The 22619-nt window shown below is 67.2% G+C and carries 22 protein-coding genes and 2 pseudogenes; 9 read left to right on the top strand and 15 right to left on the bottom strand.

The features are described 5' to 3' along the window. The first annotated feature begins 15 nt into the window (after positions 1-15). Genes VS93_RS08585 through VS93_RS31245 form a run of 4 tightly spaced genes read left to right on the top strand, consistent with a single transcriptional unit; the run spans position 16 to position 5853 of the window. On the top strand, positions 16-1590 hold the full coding sequence (locus VS93_RS08585) for a type I restriction-modification system subunit M (RefSeq protein WP_046469450.1): 1575 nt from the start codon (positions 16-18) through the stop codon (positions 1588-1590). Then, positions 1583-2776: a restriction endonuclease subunit S gene (locus VS93_RS08580; protein ID WP_082126729.1), complete on the top strand. Its 1194-nt coding sequence runs from the start codon at positions 1583-1585 to the stop codon at positions 2774-2776. The genes VS93_RS08585 and VS93_RS08580 overlap by 8 nt, the downstream gene beginning before the upstream one ends. A 3-nt stretch (positions 2777-2779) precedes the next feature. Continuing rightward, positions 2780-4513: an HsdR family type I site-specific deoxyribonuclease gene (locus tag VS93_RS31250; protein ID WP_236700423.1), complete on the top strand. Its 1734-nt coding sequence runs from the start codon at positions 2780-2782 to the stop codon at positions 4511-4513. Beyond that, on the top strand, positions 4468-5853 hold the full coding sequence (locus VS93_RS31245; RefSeq protein WP_236700422.1) for a type I restriction enzyme subunit R domain-containing protein: 1386 nt from the start codon (positions 4468-4470) through the stop codon (positions 5851-5853). The genes VS93_RS31250 and VS93_RS31245 overlap by 46 nt, the downstream gene beginning before the upstream one ends. A 182-nt stretch (positions 5854-6035) precedes the next feature. Here VS93_RS31245 and VS93_RS28955 read toward each other — a convergent pair whose 3' ends face one another. Both VS93_RS28955 and VS93_RS08570 read right to left on the bottom strand, forming a co-directional pair. After that, a complete protein-coding gene (locus VS93_RS28955; RefSeq protein WP_156184727.1) occupies positions 6036-6236 on the bottom strand; it encodes a hypothetical protein in 201 nt (66 codons plus the stop codon). An 83-nt stretch (positions 6237-6319) separates the two neighbouring features. Next, positions 6320-6928: a helix-turn-helix domain-containing protein gene (locus VS93_RS08570; protein ID WP_046469449.1), complete on the bottom strand. Its 609-nt coding sequence runs from the start codon at positions 6926-6928 to the stop codon at positions 6320-6322. Positions 6929-7445: 517 nt separating this feature from the next. On the opposite strand from VS93_RS08570, the gene VS93_RS27850 reads away from it, so the two are divergent. From VS93_RS27850 to VS93_RS27830, 5 genes and pseudogenes are all read left to right on the top strand, one after another. Continuing rightward, on the top strand, positions 7446-7589 hold the full coding sequence (locus VS93_RS27850; protein ID WP_082126728.1) for a transposase: 144 nt from the start codon (positions 7446-7448) through the stop codon (positions 7587-7589). Positions 7590-7857: 268 nt separating this feature from the next. Continuing rightward, a complete protein-coding gene (locus VS93_RS27845) occupies positions 7858-8028 on the top strand; it encodes an IS3 family transposase (protein WP_082126726.1) in 171 nt (56 codons plus the stop codon). Then, a complete protein-coding gene (locus VS93_RS29710) occupies positions 8025-8531 on the top strand; it encodes a DDE-type integrase/transposase/recombinase (protein ID WP_162231659.1) in 507 nt (168 codons plus the stop codon). The genes VS93_RS27845 and VS93_RS29710 overlap by 4 nt, the downstream gene beginning before the upstream one ends. A gap of 458 nt (positions 8532-8989) precedes the next feature. Further along, positions 8990-9943 (top strand): hypothetical protein, encoded by a 954-nt coding sequence (locus VS93_RS28950; RefSeq protein ID WP_156184726.1) that lies wholly within the window; start codon positions 8990-8992, stop codon positions 9941-9943. 353 nt (positions 9944-10296) lie between these two features. Next, a pseudogene (locus VS93_RS27830) lies at positions 10297-10452 on the top strand (DUF397 domain-containing protein); the annotation flags it as partial. A gap of 53 nt (positions 10453-10505) precedes the next feature. Here VS93_RS27830 and VS93_RS08545 read toward each other — a convergent pair. From VS93_RS08545 to VS93_RS08490, 13 genes and pseudogenes are all read right to left on the bottom strand, one after another. Next, positions 10506-11420 carry an LLM class flavin-dependent oxidoreductase gene (locus VS93_RS08545; protein ID WP_046469447.1) on the bottom strand — a complete coding sequence of 305 codons (915 nt, stop codon included), beginning with the start codon at positions 11418-11420 and terminating at the stop codon, positions 10506-10508. Further along, positions 11417-12487 carry a protein kinase family protein gene (locus tag VS93_RS31240; RefSeq protein WP_156184725.1) on the bottom strand — a complete coding sequence of 357 codons (1071 nt, stop codon included), beginning with the start codon at positions 12485-12487 and terminating at the stop codon, positions 11417-11419. The genes VS93_RS08545 and VS93_RS31240 overlap by 4 nt, the downstream gene beginning before the upstream one ends. A gap of 16 nt (positions 12488-12503) precedes the next feature. After that, positions 12504-13549 (bottom strand): annotated as a pseudogene (trpS, locus tag VS93_RS31235) (tryptophan--tRNA ligase). A gap of 65 nt (positions 13550-13614) precedes the next feature. Then, positions 13615-15597, bottom strand: coding sequence for an aminotransferase class I/II-fold pyridoxal phosphate-dependent enzyme (locus VS93_RS08530; RefSeq protein WP_046469445.1), 1983 nt, complete (start codon positions 15595-15597; stop codon positions 13615-13617). After that, on the bottom strand, positions 15594-16436 hold the full coding sequence (locus VS93_RS29705; RefSeq protein ID WP_162231658.1) for a hypothetical protein: 843 nt from the start codon (positions 16434-16436) through the stop codon (positions 15594-15596). The genes VS93_RS08530 and VS93_RS29705 overlap by 4 nt, the downstream gene beginning before the upstream one ends. Further along, positions 16348-17004 carry an HAD family hydrolase gene (locus VS93_RS27825; RefSeq protein WP_162231657.1) on the bottom strand — a complete coding sequence of 219 codons (657 nt, stop codon included), beginning with the start codon at positions 17002-17004 and terminating at the stop codon, positions 16348-16350. The genes VS93_RS29705 and VS93_RS27825 overlap by 89 nt, the downstream gene beginning before the upstream one ends. A gap of 129 nt (positions 17005-17133) precedes the next feature. Beyond that, positions 17134-17316 carry a hypothetical protein gene (locus tag VS93_RS08520; RefSeq protein WP_046469443.1) on the bottom strand — a complete coding sequence of 61 codons (183 nt, stop codon included), beginning with the start codon at positions 17314-17316 and terminating at the stop codon, positions 17134-17136. Continuing rightward, a complete protein-coding gene (locus tag VS93_RS26790; protein WP_052745607.1) occupies positions 17316-18143 on the bottom strand; it encodes an HAD family hydrolase in 828 nt (275 codons plus the stop codon). The genes VS93_RS08520 and VS93_RS26790 overlap by 1 nt, the downstream gene beginning before the upstream one ends. 16 nt (positions 18144-18159) lie before the next feature. Beyond that, positions 18160-18339 (bottom strand): hypothetical protein, encoded by a 180-nt coding sequence (locus VS93_RS08510; protein ID WP_156184723.1) that lies wholly within the window; start codon positions 18337-18339, stop codon positions 18160-18162. 219 nt (positions 18340-18558) lie between these two features. Then, positions 18559-18900 carry a hypothetical protein gene (locus VS93_RS08505; RefSeq protein ID WP_046469441.1) on the bottom strand — a complete coding sequence of 114 codons (342 nt, stop codon included), beginning with the start codon at positions 18898-18900 and terminating at the stop codon, positions 18559-18561. A gap of 148 nt (positions 18901-19048) precedes the next feature. Then, on the bottom strand, positions 19049-19876 hold the full coding sequence (locus tag VS93_RS08500) for an SAM-dependent methyltransferase (RefSeq protein ID WP_046469440.1): 828 nt from the start codon (positions 19874-19876) through the stop codon (positions 19049-19051). Between the two features lie 88 nt (positions 19877-19964). Continuing rightward, positions 19965-20801 (bottom strand): SAM-dependent methyltransferase, encoded by an 837-nt coding sequence (locus tag VS93_RS08495; RefSeq protein WP_046469439.1) that lies wholly within the window; start codon positions 20799-20801, stop codon positions 19965-19967. 243 nt (positions 20802-21044) lie between these two features. Next, a partial coding sequence (locus VS93_RS08490; protein WP_156184722.1) for an acyltransferase domain-containing protein occupies positions 21045-22619 on the bottom strand: 1575 nt, incomplete at its 5' end.

The raw sequence follows: 22619 nt of genomic DNA, 5'->3' as shown, positions 1-22619 counted from the left end.
GGAAACCCCCGACTGATGGCAGTGACCCAACAGGAGATCGAGAGTCGGCTGTGGGACGCCGCCGATGAGCTGCGCGTGGCGTTGCCCGAAGCGCAATACTCCTCGGTCGTCTTCCCGTTGATGTTCTGGAAGTACCTGTCGGACACCTGGGAGTATCATCACCAGGAGTTTCTGGCCGAGAACGAGGGCTTGGGCGATCTCTCTGCCGAGGAGGCCCGAGAGATCGAGTATCGCGACTACCAGTCGTTCGAGATCCCGTTCATCTATCCCGACACCGTTCGGGAGCGCCGTGCCTCCTGGTCGTCCATCCTCGCCACCATCACTCAGCCCGGCCTCGGCCAGCGGATCCGCGCCTCCTTGCAGGCGATCGAGACGGCCAACCCTGACAAGTTTTCCCGCCTGTTCGGGTCCATGACCTGGACCTCCGAAGAAGTGCTGTCACCGGAGGTGTTGGCGGCGGTCATGCAGACGATGGACCGCACCCCGAAAATGCATGAGGGCAATATGTCCCATGACGTGCTCGGCGGGGCGTATGAGTACCTGCTGAAACGGTTCTCTGACGGATCTGGTACCCGCGCCGGCCAGTTCTTCACCCCGCGCGAGGTCGTCGAGTTGCTCGTCGAGCTCTTGGATCCCAAGGGCTTCGAGTCTGTGTATGACCCGACCTGCGGGTCGGGCGGCATGCTCATCGCGTCGGCCAACCTCCTGAAGGCCCGCGGCGGGCGTGGCTACACACTCAACCTGTACGGGCAGGAGGCGGTCCCGGACACCGCGGGTGTGGCCCGCATGAACCTCTTCATGCACAACCTGACCCAGTTCCAGATCGAAGTTGGCGACACCCTGAAAGACCCGCGCTTCAAGAAGCCGGACGGGTCCGCCGCGCAGTTCGATGTCATCGTGGCTAACCCACCGTTCAGCCTGAAGTGGAAGCCCTGGACCAATGACCCGCGCGCCCTCGGCGGAGTCGCCCCACAGTCCTCAGCGGATTGGGCGTTCGTACAGCACATGATCGCCAGCATGGACCCAAAGAAGGGCCGCGCCGGCGTCGTCCTGCCCCACGGCGTCCTCTTCCGCGGCGGCCAGGAAGCAGCCATCCGCCAACGCGTCCTGGACGACGACCTCCTCGAAGCCGTGATCGGCCTGCCAGCGAACCTCTTCTATTCGACTACCATTCCGACCTGCATCCTCGTGTTCCGTTCCCGTGACACCAAGGCTGAGGAGCGCCGGGACGGGGTGTTGTTCGTCGACGCCTCCAAACGGTTCACCAAGGGCAAGAACCGCAACGTCCTGACTGACGCGGACATCGCCGATGCGGTGACCACCTACCACTCGAAGTTCGATTCCAACGGCAATCCGGTCGACGCTGACGGCGATGGCGGACTCGCGGCGCGATTCGTCCCCGCCGCGGAGATCGCGGCGAACGGCTACGACCTCAACATCGGGCGATACATCAAGCAGGCGGCCGTCGAACAGGAAGACCTCGGTGCCCTTATCGACGCCTACAACATCGCCCGAGCTGAGCGCCGGATCACCGAGGAGCGGATGTTCAAAGTGCTCGCCGCCGCTGGGATCGAGGGCTTCGATGAGTGACTGGCGGCGAATCACCCTCGGTGACGTTCTGACCCGTGTGCGCCGCAAGGTAGTTGTGGAGGATGGCGTCACCTACCCCGCAGTCAGTGTCCAGATGTACGGGCGCGGCCTAGGTGAGAAGGAGCCATTCACCGGCGGTGTCTCGAAGTACACGACGCTGAACACGGTGCGAGAGAACGACGTCGTGCTCCGCACGATCACGGCGTTCGAGGCTCCTGCAGGCGTCGCGCGGGCAGAGCATGACGGCACCTACGTCTCCGGTGTATTCCTCACCTATGAGGTGGACCAGAGAGCTCTCCCGGAGTTCCTGGGACTGTACTTCCAGACGCCAGCGTTCTGGGACGAGATGCAGAACCGTGCCTCGGGAACAGTCTTGCGCCGCAAGACAATCTCTGACGCTTCATTCCGTGCCATCCCGTTCGCTTTGCCTCCGCTGCCGACACAGGAGCGGATCGTCGAGGTGATCGGCGCGGTCGACGAGCAGATCACCGCACTCGACGCCGAAGCGGGGGCGCTGACAGCGGTTCTGCGTCGCCGACGAGCCGACCTCATCACGGACGACTCGGTTGAAGCCGTGAGGGCCGAGCACGCCTTCGACTTCTCCACCGGCGTACGCCGGACACCCGACAGGGCGACCGGCCCGTACATGACGCCCTACCTCCGTTCCGCGAACGTCGGCTATGGGACGCTCGACCTGACCGACGTGTTGGAGATGAACTACGACCCAGCAGAGCGCGAGAAGTTCGGCCTCCGCTACGGCGACGTCGTGGTGTCCGAGGGCAGCGCAAGCGCGAATGCGGTCGGGATGCCCGCCATGTGGCGAGACGAGTTGCCAGGGCCTGTCTGTACCCAGATGACCTTGCTCCGTCTCCGGGCGCTGGAAGGGGTCTGCATCCCTGAGTTCGCCTTCCACTGGAGCATGTGGGCTTACGAGTCCAGGGCCTTCCTCGACGTTGCGGGGGGCACCAACATCAAGCACATCAGCGCCAAGCGGGTTAAGGGCATGGCCGTGCGCCTACCTTCGATCGCCCGCCAACGCGAGATGGCGATGGAACTTGAAGCGATGGAGTCTGCGTTGAAGGCGACCCGCGCGGAGGCTGCCCGTCTACGTGAGGTTCGTGCATCTCTGCTCAGCAGCCTGTTGGATCGCACTATCGACATCGAGTTCGCTGAGTCGGAGATTTGAGCCGTGGCAAAGGGAATTCGGGAGCGTGAGTTTCAGAACCTGATGATCCAGTGGTCCCTCCCGATGGGCTGGGATTTCACGGCGGGAAGGTCGCTGTCGCGTGAGACGACGCAGACGGTGATCGTCGGCCAGCTGCGGGATGCCATCGTCCGGCTCAACCCCGGGGTGATCGACGGGTTCGACGTGCACGCAGTGGTCGAAGAGATCGTCGCCACGGTCAACGCCGTCGATGGCGGCCTGGTGCGGGCCAATGAGCAGGTGCTGCATCTGCTGCGCGGACGCAAGGAGTTCCGGGACGCCGACGGCGTGTGGCACGCCCTGAAGGTCATCGACTTCGAACACCCGACCACCAACACACTGGTCGTCTCAGACGAGGTGACCATCACCGTTCCCGGTAAGACCTCCCGCCGGTTCGACCTCGTGTACTGGGTCAACGGCCTGCCCCTGGTCGTGATCGAGGTGAAGTCCCCGACCGCGAAGTCCGCGTGGGCCGAGGCCGCCCGCGAGATCAACAACGTGTATGCCACCGAGTACCCGTGGTTTTTCACCCCTAATGTCTTCGCTGTCGCCTCCGACGGGCTGAAGCTGCGGTTCGGTGCCGTCGGCGCGCCCACGAACCTGTGGCAGCCGTTCCGCTCTACCGCCGACGATGAGAACCTGTCCGGCCAAGCCGACGTGCAGCGCTCGGTCCAGCTGCTACTTAACCCGGCCACGATCCTGGACATGCTCGCCAACTTCGCCCTCTTCGCCACCTCCGGAGGTGGAGCGGACCAGAAGTACCTGCCCCGCTACCCGCAGATGGAGGCCGCGCGGCTGGTCCACGAACGGGTCCTGGAAGGCGGGTCGAAGGGCCTGATTTGGCACCACCAGGGGTCCGGAAAGACGCTGCTGATGGTGTTCGCCGCCTCACTGCTGCTGGCCGACCCCCGCACCGATTCGCCCACGATCATCCTGCTCTCAGACCGCCTCCATCTCGTCCGACAAACCTCCGGGAAGTTCACCTCCGCGATGGGGGATGCCTACTTCCACCAGCCCGCCACCGGTGGGGAGTTGCGTTCCCTGCTGGCCGACGACGTGCGCGGCGTCATCTCCACGACCGTCCACAAATTCGCCGACGCCGGCAAGAACCTGTCAACCCGGGCCAACATCATCGTGCTCGTCGATGAGGCACACCGCACCCAGTCCACCAGGTCGGCCTCCCTGGCCGGGCAGATGCGCGCAGCGTTGCCGCACGCGAAGTTCTTCGGCATGACCGGCACCCCCGTCAAGAACCTCGCCACCGACACTTTCGCCCTCTTCGGCGAGGAGACCGATCCGGGCAGGGTGCTGCACCGGTACTCGGTGTCCCGGTCTCTGCTGGACGAGACGACTGTCCCGGTCATGCTGGACCCGCACCCGGTCTCCTTCGAGATGAACGACCAGGCGTTGCAGGAGGAGTTCGACCAGTTCGCCGACGACTTCGACCTCGACGATCCCGACCGTGAGGCCCTGTCCCGCAAGTTCGGGCGCCTCACCTCGGTGTTCTCCAACCCCGACCGCATTCACGCGGTCTGCCAGCACATCGTCGACCACTACCTGGCCGGCGCCTACCGCAACGGCCTCAAGGCCCAGGTCGTCACCTACAACCGTGAGCTGGCCGTGGCCTACACCGACAAGATCAACGAGCTGCTGGCGGGCTTCGAGCGTCTCAGGTGCTCACCGAGGTCGGGGAGCATGACCGGATCACCGCCGAGGTGAACATCTCTGTCTCCGACTCCAAGGACGAAGACCCCGCCATGCGGCCGTTCCAGCTCTCGGGGCCTGAGGAGGAGGCACAGAAGCGGCGGTTCCTCACCCCGGACGACCCGCTGTGCTTCCTAGTGGTGACCGCAAAGCTCATGACCGGGTTCGACGCCCCCAACGAGGGTGTCCTCTACCTGGACAAGCCGCTGAAGGCCCACACCTTGTTCCAGGCGATCACCCGCCCGAACCGCACATGGGTGTCCCCAACCGGCTTCGTGAAGACCTCCGGCGTGGTCGTGGACTACATCGGCCTGGCCGAAGAGGTCCAACGCGCCGTCGCTGACCCCACCGTGAAGGGAACCGACAAGGGAGGAGGGTTCGTCACCGACCTGTCGGAGCTGGTCGCCGAATTCCGCACCACCTTCGCCCGCATCGAAGACCTCCTCACCGACGTGGACGGCCTAGACCTCACGGTCCACGGCTACGAGTCCGTGCGCGCCATCAATGCCTTCCTGGACGCCAACCCCGGCGCCGCCGAGGCGTTCGCCAAGGACTACCGGCTCTTGGCCCGCCTGTATCCGCTCATCAACACCGACAAGCGGATCGCCAAGTACCGGGACGGTATCGGGCTGTTCGGGTCGGTGTACACGACCCTGTTCAAGAAGTCCTCCGACGAGGAGAGGAAGGAACGGCTGGGCGAGCTGGGGCCGATGGTCCTGGACATCATCAACGCCCACGTCCACTCTTTCTCCGTGGTTGCCTCCCAAGAGGAACCTCTCGTCCTGGATGCCCGGGGAATCGCCCTTCTTAAGGAGCTGATGTCCCTCGTCCGTCCCAAGCCCGGCAAGGACGACGAGGATGAGGCGCCGCCGTCGGCGGCGGAGATCCTGGACCGCATCAAGGCCGCCCTCGATAAGGGCGTCGAACCGGAGTCTGCGAAGTACACCGCACTCGCGGAGCGAATCAAGCAACTGCGAGACCGGATCATCCAGAACGCCCAGGACGCGCTGGAGTTCCTGTCCGAAGCGCTCCGGATTGCCCGCACAATCGTGGACGCCGAGAAGCACCCCGACGAAGCCGTCGTCAAGCTGGACGACGACCACGTGGGTGTCTTGTCGAGGATTATCCGCGAGCACGCGCCCTCCGGACTCACCATCACGGAGAGGAACCTGGCCGAGGAGATCGACCGGGTGGTCACTGAGACCCTCGCCAAGTCATGGGACAACGCCGAGGCTCGCAACCGCGGCGTTCGCCGTGCCACCGCCGCGGTCTTCCGCAAGTACGCCTTGAAGCCGGTGGGAGAGCCGTATGACTCCACCGTCGCCTACATCCAAGCCCACTACCTCGTTGACTGAGGAATGCACGCGGGCCCGGTGGCCTGCCTGAAGTTGCTTCGCACCATCATTCCAGGCGTGAACGACGGTCGCTGCGCGTTGAGTCATTGTCCCGTCCGAGCAGCTCGTTCAGCCAATGGTCCGGGGAGCGAGGCCGCGTCCCGAAGCCGCTCCCTGCTGCGTGGCCCGAGGGACAAGACCGACTACGAACGCTGGTGCTGCTCCGAGGGCTCAGCGCGGTTCAGCACAAGCCGAGCGGCACGGAAAAGTCGGTTGACGCTCTCATCTGAGAGCCACACCAGCACAATGATGAGCAGGCCAACGGCCGTGAGGAAGACCAGCGCCAAGGCGAGCACCGCCCACGGACCTCCCTGCCAGCACACCAGCGCGAGAAGACTGGCCACGGAACCAGACTTCAGCGCTTGTGCCCACGGCTGAGGAGGGATCTCTCGATGACCTGTCGCGACGGGCGGCTGGCTCGTCGATGTCACCGCCAGCTACCTCGCCAGTGCCTCGGGGGACGCAGTCGCACGTAGGCGATCCGACGCCTCCTGCGATCCATAGCCTCCTCGAAGGGCAGTCCGTGGCGGAGCCAGGCGGCCACCCAGTCGTCAACGGCTGCCTCCGGCACCCCGCATGACTGGACAAGGGCGATGGTCACCTCTAGGCGCAGGCTGCGCTCCCAGCGCAAGATCGCTCCGACCGTCGAGCGGCGGAGAATCCCGCTGTCGTCCTGGCGTACCAGCTCCCGCTGAGATATCCGCCGACGCACCAGCAGATCGCGCAGGGCCTCTACCAGATCATCGTAGGAGCAGAGATCTGGCGGTGGATAGCCCTCCAGTTCACGGACCTGCTGGGCATGGCGAGCCGAGTCGGCGTCTTTCCACAGTCGCCATGCCTGCTGCTCGCAGCCGCCGCACCGCTCGACGATACGCTGCACCGTCGGCCAGGACGGGATGCTGTGTCCTGACAGCGCGCGAGAGAGCGTAGACGGGTGGCACGGGATCTTGCTCGCCACTGCCGCGTAGGTCTGCCCTCGCTCATCCATCAGCCCACGGATCCACTCGACCAGCGCGATGAGCGTCGTATCTCCCACCGCCGGTGCACGCCTCCGCCCCATGCCGCCCTTTCTCACGGTCCTCCGAGCCGGCCGCTCCTGCCGACGCTTGCCCTAGAGGATGCTGGTCGGGCGGACCCTTGTCGACCGGTAGATGACCAATTCATGCGGCGGTGGCCACGCATTCCTTCGTTGGGCGCGTTTTCACAAGTCAAGGAGCGTTAGCGCACGATACGTGCCAACTTGCCCCGCGCCTGGTCCTCGGTTGCTCAAGGATTCGCAGTAGAACCCCAGAGGTAAAGCAGGACGGAGTCTGCAGGATCCCTTGGCCCGAACTATGCGCGTCGTCAACGACGGGTTGGGGTTTGGGCTTGCTATCGTGGCTGGATCGCTTGGCGCCATCGTGATGAGAGGCGGGGAAGCAGATCCCGACGGGCCACGGTTGCTGCCAAACGACAGTGCGCGAGCGCTTGCACTCCTGCCACTTGACCTGTACTGGGTTTCGTAGAGTCTCTGACCAGGGGTTAGCCTCTGGTGATTGGAGAGTCAGCGAACGATGGCACCACCACGCACCTACCCCGAGGAGCTTCGCGAGCGCGCGGTGCGCGAGGTTCGCACCACCGGCCGTCCGATCGCGCATGTGGCCCAGGATCTGGGCATCCACCGTGAGGCCCTGCGCAACTGGGTCCGCCAGGGGTGAAGCCGGCACCGGCGGGCGCGACGACCGGCTCACCACTGTCGAACGTGAGGAACTGCGCCGGTTGCGCAAGGAAAACGCCGAGCTCAAACGTGCTAACGACATTCTCAAGGCGGCGAGCGCGTTTTTCGCCACCGAGCTCGACCAACCCCGGACAAGGCCGACGCGCTGACTCACCTATCTGCGTGCACGCTTCGGGGTCGGGCCCCTATGCCGGGAACTCAACCTGTCGGAATCGGCCTACTACGCGCGAAGGAAACGCCCCGCCTGCATGCGTGCCCACCACGACCGGGTTCTGGCCCAGCACATCGAGCGCGTCCACGCCGCCTCTGGCGGTGTCTACGGTGCTCGGCGCATCCATCATCAGCTGCGGCGCGAGGGCATCGATGTGGCCCGCTGCACCGCGGGGCGGCTCATGCGCACCGCAGGGCTGGAGGGGTGATCCGCGGGCGGCGGCGCCGCACTACCACCTCAGCCCAGATCTCAACCGCGCCTCCGCCCGACCTGGTAGACCGGTGCTTCGACGCCAGGGGCCCCAACCGGCTGTGGGTGGCCAATCTGACCTATGTGCGCACCTGGTCGGGATGGGCCTATGTCGCCTTCGTCCTCGACGTTTACTCCCGGATGATCGTGGGCTGGCAGCTCGCCTCGCACATGCGCACCGAGCTCGTGCTGGACGCGTTGGAGCAGGCGCTGTGGGCACACGGCGTCCGCTCTGGGACCGGGCTCATCCATCACTTGCGACCGCGGGTCGCAGTATCTGTCGCTGCGCTACAGCGAACGCCTGGAACAGGCCGGCAGCAGACGCGAGAGGTCAGCCCCCATCCCAGCAGCCGCGCGCACCCCAAACTCAGGCAGGCCCACCACCGCGGCCCAGGCCTGCTCGTGGCACGCCCCGGCCGCCAACGCGACCCCCAGCGACGCCGCGCCAGCGCCCCCCACTGACACCAACGCCCCCGCCGACAACTCACCCACCACCGGGCGCAGCGCCGGCAGCACCCCCAAACGCGCAGCCACCGCAGCAGGGCGCACCACCTGGCCTGGGGTGCCGGCCGCTCGTAGGTGCGCGCGCTGCATCGCCCCCGAACCCGACAAAAGCCCCCTCCCACAATGACCGCACGCACAGCACCGTCATCCACCAGGGGGAAGACCAGCAGATTCGAACTCATGTTCGCATTATTAGTGTGCTGCGTCCACTCCCGCCCCACCGACATCACCCAAAAGCAGGCTCAGCAGGCGGCGCGTTTAGCGGCACTCGCCGAGAATCCCACGGGGGCGCACATGCCAGACGAGGGCGGCCAGGGCCTATCCCGTGTGGGGGGTTTCACCGTTTTGGCCCCTACGAGCTGGATGCCTCGCTACTCTGACCCGGTCGCCGTAGGTCCCACGGACAAGGAGCCAAGTTGATCTCACCCGCCTCGCCCCAGCCAGTGGTGATCAGCTGTTCGGCCACCGCAATGACGCATGAAGACCTCGATCGTTTGCTGGACGAGCTGGACACGGCCACCGAGGCCCTGCTGGCCGATCAGGCCGCCGCCGAGCAGAGGGTCGAGGAGGTGGAACGGCTGCTGAAGCGCACCTCAAACGACGGTGCCACCTTCTGGGCCCCGGCCGATTCGGTGATCTCCCTGCGCGAGGATCTGGCCTTGGAAGCGTTTCACCGTCACCGCAGGGCGGTGCGGGCGTTCGTGTCCTGGTGGGCCGACGTCGCCGCCCTCGCGGTGCAATCGGCCATCGGCGACAATTCCCCGGATCCAGTGCGGGTGATGGCGGCCAACCCCGTTGGGCTGCGGCCAGATGAGCTTGACCGGCTTGCGCCCATCCCCGAATCCGACCGGCAGCTCGCCGAGCTGAGCCTGCACCTGGCCACCGGACCGATGGGCGGTGATGCGGGCAGCACCGCCGATCCGGTGACTACGGCACAGGCGGCGGCCAGGCGCTGTGGGTTGGCGATTCGTTCTGACGCTGACGGTGGCGTGATCCTGGTGGAATCGGGAGAGCCCGAGGCGTTGCGCCAGCGCCTGTGGGGCGCGGTGTGGGATCAGTGCCAGGCGCCAGCATTGCCGGATACAGGCGAGCTTGTCGAGGCCCTGCGAAACCGGGGCGTGAAGGAGGCCACCGTTGCGGCGGTGGGGGCGGCTTCCCAGGCGGTGGAGGAGGCGCTGGCGGCTGCCTTTGGGCTCGTCGAGGCCCACCGGCGACTGGCCGCAGGCGAGATACTTGAGGAGACCACCTGGGCCGAGGAGGACGACAAGACTTTGGACGAGCGTGCCGAACAACTGCTTGCGCGGCTGGTCGACTACGCTCGCACCATCGCCGCGCATTTGCCTCACATCCGCGCCTCGCGTCCCACGTGAGCGGGAAGTGGGCCAGGCGGCAGGCTCACGTGGTCGGATTCGCAGCACCAGCTTTGCCCCGGCACACCCCGGGGCTGGCAGATGGCCTATGGTTGCTGCACCGTCGTGAGGGCGCCCAGGTCGCGGTGAAAGGGTCGACCCGGAGGGAGCGCCTCGGCGGTGCTGGCTCTACGGTCGCCCCCGCGGAGTACATGGTCGGCGAGTAGCTCATCGACGACCCGGACCAGATGAGGCAGTGTGGCACCGTCTTCCGAGCTCTGCGGAGCGAAGCACTGTCCAGCGAGGCCACGCTGAACCTGATGGAATGAGCCCAGGAAAGACTCGATGGCGACACGTAGTCTGGGTGGCCCACCAGCAGCTACAGCGGACCCCAGGGCAGCTGCGTCGAGGTAGCTGAAGGAGTACCTACCCGAGTACGCGATACCCAGAATCGCTACCTCGGGCACCTGGAGTTCCCGGCCGCGGAGTGGGCGCGCTTCCTCGCCGACGTACGAAACGGCCAGCTCTAGAGCCTCAGGGAGGCAGGCCGCCTTTCCCCTGGTCAGCACCCGCATGAACCCTTCTACTTCAGGATGGTCTTGGTGAAGAGGTTCAGTTGTTCGTCGTCGCAGATACCGTATGGGATCCCGAAGGCGCAGACGATGTGGCTGACGCCCAGTTCTTTCCACTGCGTGATTCGGTGGCGAACCTCTTCGGGGGTGCCGATGAGGCCACGCTTTCGCCAGGCGTCGAAGTTCGCGTTGTCCAGGTAGCCTCCGGGTACCCACCGTTGTAGGTGCCTCCAGCGGCGGTGGAGGTCGTCCTCGTCGCTGCCGAGGAAGGTGGTCAGCCCGACCGAATGCGATATGCCAGAAGCGTCGCGTCCTGCCTCTTTGGCGGCGTTGGCGAACATGCGTGACCGGTGGCGGTAGGTCTGCGGGGTGGGATCCCAGGCGAGGTTCCACCCGTCTGCTATGCGTGCGGCGGTTGTCAGGATCCCGCGGCGCTTTCCCCCGACCCAGATCGGGGGCGCGTCGGCTCCGAGATGGTGACGCACGCTATCAGCGCTGTGTTCGACCGCTTGGAGGCGTTCCTGCACGGGGGGCACGGTTCCGGTGAGTTCGGTGAACTCCGGTGCGCTCCACCCGGCGCCGAGCCCCACGTCGACGCGGTCGCCGGCGATGTCGCAGACGGTGGCGACCTGGTGGGTGAAAAGGGCGCTGTGGCGCAGGGACGCGTTGGTCACGAGTGAGCCAAGGCGTATGCGGCGTGTCGCTGCTGCGAGGGCGGCGAGCAGGGTCCAGCAGTCCGGAGAGCGCCGTCGCGGGCCAGCGTCGAGGTCGAGCCAGAGATGGTCGGAGACCCACACCTCGGTGAAGCCGTTCTCTTCGGCGTGGTGGGCGTAGTCGAGCGCTGCCTGGGTTCGGTGGGCTCCCGTGACTGCGTGTTGGGGGAAGAGGGCGTCGTAGTGCGGGAGGGCGAGGCCGAAGGTGGTCACTGGCTGCTCCTCGGGGACGGGGCGGTGGGTGCCGGCTGCAGCGGGTGGGCAGGCCCGTCGTGGGCCGCGTCGACCAGGCGCAGCGCCTCGCCCAGCAGCGGGGCGATGAGATGGTTGCCGCTGGTCGCGCTACGGGGGACCTCACGGAGTAGCAGCATGGCCATGTGCAGGCATAGCGCGGCGTGGTCGCGGTCGTGCTCGCGGCGCGTTGTCATGGCGTGGAAGGCGTGTGCTGCGCGGCTCGCCCACGGTCGTACGGTGTCGAGGTCCGGTGGCGTGTAGGTCAGCGCGATCCGGTTCGGCGCGGTGGCGAGCGTGCCACGGGTGCGGTCGAGGAGTTCCTCGACGAACCACCAGGCGAGCAGGTGGCTGGCCATCATGCGCCAGTCATGGTGACGTCCTGCCCATTCCCAGTCGATGAGGTACCACTGCAGCTGCGGTGTGAGCAGGATGTTGGCCGGTTGGGGATCGCCGAGGCAGGCGACACGAAAGTCCGGTGGGGGGAGTGCGGCGAGGCGGTGTTGTAGCTGGTTCCACGTGCCGAGGTCAGCACCGTTGACGATGAAGCGGTGCTGGTCGGTGAAGCGCTCTCCCAGGGCATTGAAGGTGTAGGCCAGCCCATCGGCCGCGCGTTGGAGTCGGCGTTGGTGGCTGCGGGTCGCGTTCGCGGGCTTGTATCCGGGCCGGGCGGACTGTTTCCACACGGCGACCAGCTGGTCGACGATCTCGGCCCAGGTGTCCAGGAGGTCGGGGGTGGGGCCGTGTTCGCTGACCGTCTCAGCGAAGGTGTCCGGGGAGGGGCACTCGCTGATCAGGATGTCGTGGCCTGCATGACGCCCCGCGTAGAGCACGCGGGGAAGGCGATCGCCGAAGAACGGCACGATCTGGTCCCGGGCCGCGGCCTGGCGCAGCGCCGAGACCCGCGGAGACTCGGCGATCTTGACTGCTACGCGTGAGCCGTTGGGGCGTTCGACGATGTGCACCGCCGCACCGGAGGAGCCGCTGCGCGCCGTGCCGTTCCTGCGGCTCCCGCAGGTGGGGTTGGTGCCTATGAGGTTGGGCGTCATGGGGGTGGGGCCGGGGTCAGGTCTGGGCTGCTGCCTTCTTCTGTGCCCGCTCGGCCTTGCGGCGCAGCTGGTTGTAGGCCCCGGCCAGTCCCATGGCCTTGCGCACCTCGAAGACCACCTGCTGGACCTCGCGCCGGGTGCGCTCGGTGCCCTCCACGATGATCTGGTCCACCAGGCCAGGCTGGGCCTCAAATGTGGCGCGGCGCTCGCGGATGGGGTCCAGGAACCGGTTGAGCGCGGCGGCGAGCTTGTCCTTGACCTCGACGTCGCCGACCGTGCCCGCCCGGTAGCGGTCTTTGAGCTCGGCCACCTCGGCCGGGTTGTCGTTGAACGCGTCGTGGTAGACGAAGACCGGGTTGCCCTCGACCGTGCCCGGGATGTCGGCGCGCACCCGGTTGGGGTCGGTGTACATGGCCGAGACCTTCGTGCGGACCTCCTCGGCGCTGTCGGAGAGGTAGATGACGTTGCCAGGGACTTGCTGGCCTTGGCCTGGCCGTCGGTGCCGACCAGGGAGGACACCTCGCTGGTGATGAGCTCGGGGATCGGGAAGGTCTCGCCGTAGAGGTGGTTGAACCGGCGCGCGATCTCCCGGGTGACCTCCACGTGGGCGTGGTTGTCCTTGCCCACCGGGACGGCGTTGGCCTTGACGCAGAGGATGTCGGCGGCCTGCAGGACCGGGTAGCCCAGCAGCCCGTAGGGCATCTCGTTTTCCTTGTCGGCGTCGCGGGCCATGTCCTTCAGGCTGGGGATGCGTTCCAGGCGCGCCACCGTGATCAGGTTCTGGAAGAGCGTGTTGAGTTCGCCGATCTCCGGGATGGCCGACTGCAGATAGAAGGTCGCGCGTTCGGGCTCGATGCCCGCGGCCAGGGAGTCGAGCACCATCTGGCGGGCGTTGGCCGAGACCTGGTCGATGTCGGCGCGGGTGTTCTTGGTGGTGAGCATGTGCAGATCAGCGATGATGAGCCAGGTCTCGTACTGGTGTTGCAGCTTGACCCGGTTGGCGATGCTGCCCACGTAGTGGCCCAGGTGCAGCTTTCCGGTGGGCCGGTCACCGGTGAGCATCCGCTGATCTGTCATGGCGGTGGGGTCCTTCGTAGGTGTTGGTCGGTCGTCGATGTACACGCGCGTCACGGGCGGCCCGGCACGGCAGCTTCGATCGCTTCGATAACCGGGGTGACCGTGGGGACATCGATCAGGTGGACCTGGATCCACCCGGGCAAATCCCAGCGGTGACCGTCTCGATACCGGGCGTTCCGCGCTCGAAGTCTATCGACGACCGGTTGGTGCAAGCCCGTGAGATTCATCAGCAGGAAGTTCGCCTGGCTGGGAACGTAGGGGATGTTGCGCTCGTCGAGTGCGGCCCTCAGGCGCGCACGGGCAATGCGGTTGGCCTGGATCGTCTGTTCGACCCGCGCCTTATCGGCAAGCGATGCTTCCGCCGCGGCAGTGGCGAGCGCATCGAGAGCATACGGCAGCCGCTGCTGACGCAGCCGTTTGGCTGTGACCGTTGCGGTCAGCGCATAACCCACGCGTGCCCCCAGCAGGCAGTGGGCCTTCGACAGGGTGCCGCAGGCCACGATCTCCGGGTGCTCCTCAACGAACTCAGCGGACAGCTGGGGTGGGGGGTCCATGAAGTCGGCGTAGGCCAAGTCGAGGAGTAGCCGGGCGCCGCTGGGCAGCCTGGGCACCAGACGCTCGACGACGGTATCGAGGGATACGGCGGTTCCGGAGACCGAATGCGGCAGCTCCACGACCACAAGCGCCGTGCGCTCCCCGATGGCGCGCCCCAGCTCCGTGAGGTCGGGGGTGAACGTGGCGGGATCCCAGCGGACTGGCACGTAGGTGAGCCGGTGTCGCTGCGCGAGGTCACGGTGGAGCTCAAAGGCGGGCTCGGTGGCCACGACCTCCGTGCCGGGCTGGGCCTGCAGCCGAAACAGCCAGTCCATGACCTCGGTCGAGCCGTTGCCCGCCACGACCTGATCACTGCGGGCGCCGGTTCGCGCGGCGATCGCCGACTCCAGCTCCTCGCACTCGCGCGGCGGGGGCCGATGCAGCGCCCGGGCAGTTCTCTGCACTGCGGGCCCAACATCAGGGGATGTCCCGGCGCGGCGCGTGCTGAGTCGTTCGGTGATCGCACGCATCCCGGCGACCACGGCATCGGTGTTCTTCGCCTTGCACCCAGAGCACGTGACCTCGCCCGCCCGGCACTCATCCAGCATGGTCTGTGCCCGATGCGCAGAACACAGCAGCTCAACGGTCGCGAAGACCGAACACCGGGTGGGATCGCCGCCGTAGGCACGCTGTTCAGCGATGGTGGGACGCCCGCCCGTGATCGCGCGGCCGAACTTGGCGCGCACGGTGTCCTCGTCATCGTGGAGGAACATCACCGAGGCGGCCTCGCGCACACTCCCGCGTTCGCCAGCACGGCGCAGGTGCGGGAAGAGGCGCCGGTACAGCAGCGCGGGCGGTGTCATGTCGAGCGCCCGGGCCGCGTGGTTGAGCGCGGCCGAGTGCGGCGCCTGCGGGGCATCGACCAACGCCACCCCAGCAGCATCACTGTCACCGGGGGTGAAGAGGAAGAAGGCGAGCATGTCAGCGACGTCGAGCGCTGAGGCCAGGTTCGTCGTTGCGTCGAACCCGTAGATCCGGCGAACCCGAGCCAGCGGCAGCGAGCGAGCCGCCTGCCGCTGGAAGTGACGTACCTCAGGGTCATCGCCAATGACGCGAACCTCGGGTACCTCGATAGCGAAGTAGTCCAAGGCCGCGCGGAAAGCATCGACCATCCGCCGGTTGCCATCGCCGGAGGCATCGAACACCAGGATCGTTCCGTCGTGGCCGGTGAGCTCGCTGGCAGCGCGCGCCAACCCGAGGTGCCCGGTATGGGGGTGGCTGCCCGCGAAGCCGACCCGGACCGGAGGCGAGATCCCCACGTCACCACTCTCGCGTCGAGGCGCCGGCACCTGCCAGGCCCACACCTCACCGGGAAGCTCGACGTCTGTGCGTGGCTCCGAGACCACCGGGTGCAGGCCGAACTGGCGGACGCGCTGCTGCTCGCGCCGCGCGGTCGCCGCGTTGCACTGGCGGTGCCACCACTCCAGCCCTCGCGTCATGGCAGAACACCGCCCGCCACCACGCGTTGAAGAACGCGGTATATGTGCCCCTGCTCGGCCCGTGTCGCCGCGGCGTCCGCCTTGTGGAAGTAGAGGTCCGGGAAGCCCGGGTCGGACTCGTGGAACACCGCACCGCATGCCCAGAACCGCGCCGCGCACCGCGACCGCTCCCGTGGCAGGTCATCGACGAGGGAATCGGGTTCGTAGCGCCAGAGACCATCACCAGTGTCTTGGACGTGCCCGTTGGCCTGAAGGGCTGTCAGATAGACAGCACGCTGGTGGTGCCACACCCGCCGGAACAGCTCGCGATCCCGGTGCAGCCGGGCCAAGTAGGAGGCCGCATCGGGGTACAGGTCCAGGAACGCCAGATGCGCATGAGCGACAAGTTGGTCAGCGCTCCATGACGACCGGCCCCACCTCAGCGCGCTCGCGTGGGCAATCGGCGCCAGGAAGTCGGCCACCATCGAGGCCAAAGCTGACTCATCAGCGGAGTTGTCGGTGATGAAGGGGCCGAACAGCTTCAGCGCGAAGTACCCGCCGAACCGCCGATCCGCTCCGTCGGAGTACAGGTCCTGGCGGTTCAGCACATAGATCGTGACGGGGATGCCATTCCACACCGCGCTGCGCCGGTGGACTGGCCACCCTGCCTCGTCGTGGACCAGGAGCACGTCCAGATCACTGGTCGCCTGTGCGGCCCCCAAGGGCTGACTTCCGTAGAACACCCAGTGCCGGTCCAGCACGGGTAGGTCATCAACCTCCTTGGAGAGACCCGCGACGATCTCGGGCATCTGGTCGATGAACTTCCGGTCGAACACGCACGCTGCCGGACTCAGGTCCAAGCCACCTCTCCACCTCGTCGATCCACGCCCCACCCGGATCAGCCTGAACGGCGGCGATACCTACCCCGTGTGCCGCCCGCACATTGGCGTCCTTGTCATCGACGTACAACGCCGCATGCGGCGGGTGGTCGCCAAGAGCGCGGAGGAACGCCTCGGGGGCAGGCTTGACCACACCGGTCGCGCTGGAGATTCCCAGCGCATGGAAGTACTGCTCCAACCCGTGTTTGCGCAGTACGGGGAGCAACCATTCGTGCCGGTGATTCGAGATGAGGGCCAACCGCGCCCGATTAGCCCAGTCGGGAACGAGCGCAGCAGCAGGCAATGGCTCCATCGCATCAACAAGGACCTCATGCCACTCAGGTGATGCATGATCAAGCCCCACCGCGAACGCGAAGCGCTCCCAGAACTCACCGGTGGAGATCCGGCCGCTCCAGAGATCATCCCGAAGCTGATCGCGGAAGACGTCCTTCACGACCCGTTCATGGAGACCGCTCGACACAACCACCGCCGAGAACAGCGGCCCCATCGGCTCACCAACGAGAACACCACAAGCATCCAACAGCAACACGCGACATGCGCTCGCGTCGCTAACCAGCGTCCCCACCCCACGTACGTGACGTCGATCGGGCATTGCCTCACGCTCAGCGCCTCTCCTCCGACTTGGGGAGGCCCCGAGCACCGGGCAACGGTAACGCATCTAACGAACAAAGTCACCAAAAGTGACCGATTCTGGCCGTGGGAACGTACCAGGCAGGCTGACGATGAGCGCCGGGGTGGGGATCCCGATCGAGAACGCCGCAGCCAGCCTGGTGAAGTCGTAGCTGCCGTCGGGCTGTTTTCCGCCGCGTTGGTAGTTGAACAAGGCCACGGGCAGGTGCATCAGCAGATCACTCCCTTGCTTGATGGGGGCGGAACCCGGCGGAATGCTGTGGTGAGGCGCCAGCGCACACGTTTCTGCGTGGTTGGCCCCCCTCGTGCTTGGCGGCGGTGCGGCACGGCTCGGGTGGGCAGGATCTCCTGCAGTTCCCGCACGTGGTTGATCACCACGGTGTCGAAACGGCGGGCGCGCTCTGCTTGGCCGCGCTCGGGGTGGGTGTCGACGAGGCAGGCGTGCATGCCGTGGCTGAGCGGGGCGAGGACATCCTCGATGAGCTGGTTTCCGGCGAAGAGCATCCGCTGCGGGCGTGTGCCGGCGGTGTTGAGGAGGTGCTGGTAGAAGGCATCGTCGGGCTTGGCGGTACCGACGTTGCTTGAGAGCACCGGGGTGATGAAGGACAGTCCCGCCTGGTCGAGCGTGCGCTGGCGCTGGCGCCGGGTGCGGGTGGAATTGGCGGCGATCAGGATGCGATAACCGCGGGAATGCAGGCGTTGCAGGGTCGCGGCAGCCGCGGGATCGACGGGGTGGTCTCCGGCGCGTTCGATCACCATGTGGGCGAGTGCGCTGGGGCAGATGGGCGGGATGATGCCGTGGCGGTGCAGCGTCTGCTCGAGCAGCAGCGCCATCACCGTGGTATCGCCGAACCGCCGATACCGCAGGAAGGCGTCATCGAGGTCGCAGGCCGCCTGCTGGGGCAACGCGCATCCGTACTCGGCGAGGACCTGGTGTAGGTGGGCACCAGTGGGGTTCCGGTACACATGATCACCCGTCGTGCTGCGCCGCAACGTAAGGGTGCCGGCGAAGTCGAAGACGAGAGTGTCGACGTCCATGACGCTCAAAGGGCTTTCATCGCAGGGGCCACAAGGGGCGAATCGGCATGGTGGTGGACTGGCCCGGCTCCAGCGCGTCCCAAGGCACCTGCATCCCTAAGTCCCGTTCGGCGCGGGCGGCCTGCTGGAAATTGTGCTCACACCAGCCCGCAGCCTCCTGCAGCAACACGATATGGGCGCCGCTGGCGCGGATCATCTCCGCAAGCGCCTCCCACCGGTCATGGCGGGCACCGGTGGAGTCGCGGCCCTCTCCGTACTGCAAGTTCCGGGAGAGGAGACGCAGGGGTGGCACAATGGTGTTCCTTTCGACCTCGGTTGCGGCGGTGCCTCTTGCCTGCCCGGGAGTAGCCCGGATCCCTATGGCGTCGGTGTGGCAGGCCGGCCTCTAACGCGCGGGAACCTGTATGCGGCGCAGTCAGCGCCGACGCCTCATCTCGTCGAACTCTCTGGGATCGACCTCGCCGGAATCCACCTCAGCCTCGATGCCCTCAAGACGCGGAATCTGTTTTTCAAAGCATGCGATCGAGCAGTACAGGCCCAGCCGCACAAACGGGCTCTCGCTGCCAACCTGGCCTTGTATGTAAGCGAACTTGCGATCGAGCCGGTACCAGCCCACCGGCATCTCAGTGCTGATCTCGGTGGTCGCGCATGAGCGGCAGAACCATTCCCGCTCCCCAGTGCGTCCCTGCGTGTGGAACTTCCTGCCCTTGGACTGGGAGGCGCGGGCGCTACCGGGGTCGATAGGAGAAGGAGCCATGTCAGGTTTTCCTCTGATCAAGGGGTGTTTCGAAGGACGGTGTGGAGGGGCGGCGCCCCTCGCGGGGACGCAGCCCGGCTGGGCCCGCGCGGTCACCACGCAGGTCGGCGGGCTGGTCGTGGTGGCCGCGCGGGGGTATGCGGTGGCCTCACGTGCGCGCCATCACCGCGAGCATGGGCACCTCACGGATCTCCCCGATGTCGAGGGGATCGGGCCGCCACCGGGCGCAGGTGACGATGCCGGGCTCTAGCAGCTCCAGGCCGTCGAGCAGGTAACCGAGCTGCTCTGGGGAGCGCAGGACGAGCTTGGGTTCGCCGGACCGATTCCACGCCTGCACCGCCATCTGGAAGTCGGCGCGCATCTGCGCATCGGCGACCGCAATGGTGGGATGGGCGAGGGCGAGGTAGCTGCCCGGGGGCAGGGCGTCGCTGAGCCGGCGAATGATGGAGCGCGCCTCAGCGTCATCGGCGATGAAGTTGACGACCCCCAGCAGCATTAACCCCACAGGGCGGCGGAAGTCCAACGTCTGAGCGGCCTCCCGCAGGATCGTCTCCGGCTCGCGCAGGTCGGCGTCGATGTAGTCGGTCGCCCCCTCAGGAGAACCCACCAGCAGCGCGCGGGCGTGCGCCAGCACAAGAGGGTCGTTGTCGACGTAGACGCCGCGGGCCCGCGGCGTTATGTTCTGGGCGACCTCATGGGTGTTGTCGACGGTGGGCAACCCGGTGCCGATGTCGAGGAACTGGTCGATGCCGACCTCCCCGGCGAGGTGGCGCACCGCGCGACCGAGGAACGCCCGATCCTGGAGCGCGTAGTCGACGATGCCGGGAAAGATTTGCTGGATCCGCTCGCCCATCTCCCGATCGATGGGGTAGTAGTCCTTGCCACCCAACCAGTAGTTCCAGATCCGCGCCGAATGCGGGTGGCTGGTGTCGATCCTCGGCGGGATATTGGAGCACGGATCGGCATCATCGGTCATCGGTGGGAAGTCCTTTGTGGTTTCGGGGCGGTGCGCTGCCTTCAGCACTCGGTGGCGCATGAGTGAGAAGGAAAGGGTGTGTGCCGGGTCAGGGGTGGTAGCCCACACCGCCGAGGTAGAGGTGGTGCACGGGCGAGTCGGTGGGGGTCTCGGCGTCGGGTTTCCACTCGTTGACCGGGCACAGCCCCGGCTCAACGAGGTCGAGCCCGCCGAAGTACATGCGGTGCTGGGGCCAGGGGCGCACCCACCCCGAGCCCAGTCCACCCTCGACCAGCGCGGTCTCGATCCCGCGGGCGCGCGGGTCGCTGGGGCCGGGGTCGTGGAAGTTGGCGATGGCGAGGTAGCAGCCGGAGTGCAGGTAGGCACGCAACTCGGCGGCCACCCGCTGGTCCTCGCCCTCGGGCAGGTGGTGCAGCACGCTGGCCAGCAGCACCGCGAACGGTTGTTCCAGGTCGATCAGCGCCCGCAGGTCGGGGTTGGTGAAGATGCTGTCGGGGTCGCGCACGTCGGCGGTGACAACGGTGGTGCGGTCGTTCTCCACCAGCAGGGCGCGTCCGTGGGCGAGCACGATGGGGTCGTTGTCCACATAGACCACCCGGACGTCGCCGGCCACCTGGCCGGCGAACTGGTGGATGCTGCTGGTGGTGGGCAGGCCGGAACCCAGGTCGATGATCTGGCGGATTCCGGCCTCGCCCACCAGCCACCGGGTGACCCGGGCCAGCCAGCGCCGGTTGTCGAAGGGCATCTCGCCGGCCCCTGGCACCTCAACGAATTTGACCGCGACCTCCCTATCTACGGCGAAGTTGTCCTTGCCGCCCAACACCGCGTCATAGACCCGGGCAATGCTGGGTTCACCGGTGTTGATGGGAATCTGAGGACAGGCGGTGAGGCAGACCTCGTCATCATCGTCGGAGAGGTGGTGCATGGAATCCTCACGAGGGTGTGGGCGGGTATGGGCAGGTGGCCACGCCCCGCCGGGGAGCAGAAGCCCGAGGGGAACAAGCAGGGCGCGGCCATGAGCCGGCAGTGCCCCAGGAGGTCAGGCCGGGGGTCTTGGTCCGGCGGTGGTGGACGCCCGGGGGCAGCACGCGGTGTGGACTTCGTCCCCGGTGCCGGCACGCCGGCCCAAGCAATGGGGTGCGGCCGAAGTGGTGAGGGGGTGGTGTGTTCATGCGCAGGCCCGGTGCTCGGTGGCGGTGAGGTGGTTCTCGATGGCGGTGGCCAGGCGCTGCACGGTGGTGGCGCCACCGGGAACGAGGAGGTGGGTAGTGGGCAGGTCGGCCAGCTCGGGGGCCAGGCGGGTGATCTGGTAGCGCAGCGCGACCACGGTGAGCGATTCCAGGCCCAGTTCGGTGAGGTCGGCATCGGGGGCCAGCTCGGTGGGGTCGCCGCGGCGGGCGGCTAGGAGGGGAGCGATCAAGGCGGTCAGGGCGGCGGTGATGGCCGCGCGTCGCTGGCCGGCGGTGCGAGCCTGGGCCAGACGCTGGCTGAGATCCGCACGGTGTGGACGACGTCCCGGGGTGGGACGGGCCCAAGCGCGCGGGGGCAACTCAGCGGCGGGCAGGCCGGTGGGGGCGGGCCAGCGCGGGACCAGGCCGCGGGTGTAGGCCGCAGCCAGGACACCGAGCCAACCGGTGTGTTCGGCGGCCTCGGCGCGGCGACTGATGACCGGCGGATCAGCGGCCTCATGGCCGGGCAGGCGGGCCAGGGTGTCGGCGAGGTCGGCGGCCAGCACCGGGCGCGCACCCAGCACGATGAACACGCACGGCGGCCCGTCCTGGGCCAGGGTCTGGATGGTGGGGTGCAGCTGCACGGTGCTCAGCAGCTGGTGTTCCCAGTAGGCCGAATCTAGGTCGGTGCCGGTGATGCGGCGGCCGGTGGCGGTGGAATACAGCGGGATCGTGCCCGGCTGGGGGGCGAGGCCCTGCAGGGCGGCGGCGAGTTGGGCGGCCTCGTCGGCCAGCAGGTCGGGATGGTGAGCGGGGGTCGCATCGGGCATCAGACGGGTGGTGATGCCATCGGCGTTGAGGCGTCCGCACAGGTGGTGCAGGTCGGGGTGCGGGCCGGCGACCACACAGGAGCGCGCCCCGTTGACAGCGGCCACACGCAGCCCGGGATAGGCGGCCAACGCGGCGTGCGCCTGTTCGGCGCCGAGAATCACGGCTGCGATCCCGCCCCGGGATGCGGCGCGTTGCAGCAGGCGGCTGCGCTCGGCGACCAGATGCGCGGCCTGGGCCAGGGACAAGATGTTGGCGGCATGGGCGGCGGCGACCTCGCCGGCGCTGTGGCCCACCACCGCATCCGGGGTGAGACCCCAGTGGGCCAACAACGCGGTCAGCGCGATCTGGTGGGCCACCCCGGCCGGTTGGGTGGTGTGCATGCCCACCAAAGGTCGGCCGCTTCCCGGTGTCCACGGCGGCTGGTCGAGGTGGGGCTCCAGCGCGGTGTGGGCGTGGGCCAGCGCCTCGGCGTAGACGGGTTCGTGCTGGCTGAGGCCGCGCCCCATGGACTCGGTGTGGTGGCCGTGGCCGGGATAGACGAACACCACGCGTGGACGGCGCCGCGCAGCCGCCCGCGGCCCCACCAGGGCGGGATGGGGCACTCCTGCGGCCAGTGCTTCCAGTGCCGCGGCGGCCTCGCCGGTGCTGCAGGCCACCACAACAGCCCGGCAGGGGTGGTGGTCGCGGCGGGTGGGCCGCGGTGGCGGCCACGTCGGCCAGGGCCGGGCCGGCCTCGGCCAGGG

This window comes from Allosalinactinospora lopnorensis (assembly GCF_000981225.1).
Classification (GTDB): Bacteria; Actinomycetota; Actinomycetes; order Streptosporangiales; family Streptosporangiaceae; genus Allosalinactinospora; species Allosalinactinospora lopnorensis.
The sequence above is the reverse complement of the archived record's forward strand: the minus strand, read 5'-3'. Positions and strand labels throughout refer to the sequence as shown.

What these genes read in the sequence shown, in the direction of transcription:
- VS93_RS08585 (WP_046469450.1), top strand. Translation starts at nt 16, where the DNA reads ATGGCAGTGACCCAACAGGAGATCGAGAGTCGGCTGTGGGACGCCGCC.
- VS93_RS08580 (WP_082126729.1), top strand. Translation starts at nt 1,583, where the DNA reads ATGAGTGACTGGCGGCGAATCACCCTCGGTGACGTTCTGACCCGTGTG.
- VS93_RS27850 (WP_082126728.1), top strand. Translation starts at nt 7,446, where the DNA reads ATGGCACCACCACGCACCTACCCCGAGGAGCTTCGCGAGCGCGCGGTG.
- VS93_RS27845 (WP_082126726.1), top strand. Translation starts at nt 7,858, where the DNA reads ATGCGTGCCCACCACGACCGGGTTCTGGCCCAGCACATCGAGCGCGTC.
- VS93_RS31240 (WP_156184725.1), bottom strand. Translation starts at nt 12,487, where the DNA reads ATGACGCCCAACCTCATAGGCACCAACCCCACCTGCGGGAGCCGCAGG.
- VS93_RS08530 (WP_046469445.1), bottom strand. Translation starts at nt 15,597, where the DNA reads ATGACGCGAGGGCTGGAGTGGTGGCACCGCCAGTGCAACGCGGCGACC.
- VS93_RS08520 (WP_046469443.1), bottom strand. Translation starts at nt 17,316, where the DNA reads ATGCACCTGCCCGTGGCCTTGTTCAACTACCAACGCGGCGGAAAACAG.
- VS93_RS26790 (WP_052745607.1), bottom strand. Translation starts at nt 18,143, where the DNA reads ATGGACGTCGACACTCTCGTCTTCGACTTCGCCGGCACCCTTACGTTG.
- VS93_RS08510 (WP_156184723.1), bottom strand. Translation starts at nt 18,339, where the DNA reads ATGATCCGCGCCAGCGGCGCCCATATCGTGTTGCTGCAGGAGGCTGCG.
- VS93_RS08505 (WP_046469441.1), bottom strand. Translation starts at nt 18,900, where the DNA reads ATGGCTCCTTCTCCTATCGACCCCGGTAGCGCCCGCGCCTCCCAGTCC.
- VS93_RS08500 (WP_046469440.1), bottom strand. Translation starts at nt 19,876, where the DNA reads ATGACCGATGATGCCGATCCGTGCTCCAATATCCCGCCGAGGATCGAC.
- VS93_RS08495 (WP_046469439.1), bottom strand. Translation starts at nt 20,801, where the DNA reads ATGCACCACCTCTCCGACGATGATGACGAGGTCTGCCTCACCGCCTGT.